At 61.8% G+C, this 523-nt stretch carries 1 protein-coding gene; it reads right to left on the bottom strand.

What is annotated here, in order from left to right; translation table 11 throughout:
- On the bottom strand, positions 1-523 hold a 523-nt coding region (locus JNK74_30210), incomplete at both ends, for a DUF1501 domain-containing protein (GenBank protein ID MBL7650444.1).

Genomic DNA, 523 nt, shown 5'->3' on the forward strand with positions numbered 1-523 from the left:
CCTTCAACAAACCTCGCGACTTCATGTCCTTGATCAGACCCGCCGTCGGCTTATCGAGGATCGGGCAGTGACGTTCATAGTCCGCCTGCAAAGTCTTGTGCGCGTCCCAATTCAACAAGCCGTCCACGCCCGACGCGCGCGAGGCGCAAAACAGATGCACATAGCGAACGTTGCGCTCCAGCAGCCGCCGCGCCAGCAGGCAATTGCGTGCATACGAGGCAATCAGCGGATTCGCGTCGTCAGTGCCATACAACCTGTGCGTCGCCGCGCTTTCACGGCTCAGATCCGAAACCTCCGGCGCCGAAAGCTGCATGCGAGCAGCAAGTTCGTACGCCGCCACGCGCGCGCTCAAATCCGAATTACCAGCATGCCGCTGAATGTGATTCCGGTTCAGCACGCCAAGGAACTCGCGCGTCGCCTGCTCCTCGGCCTCACCCACGGTCTCCGGCCTCTTCAGATTCTGAATCGCCTCCGCTGCGTTGAACGCGATGCCCTGATGCTGCGCCGGCAGGAATCCCGCGGT

The organism is Candidatus Hydrogenedentota bacterium, assembly GCA_016791475.1.
Lineage (GTDB): Bacteria > Hydrogenedentota > Hydrogenedentia > Hydrogenedentales > JAEUWI01 > JAEUWI01.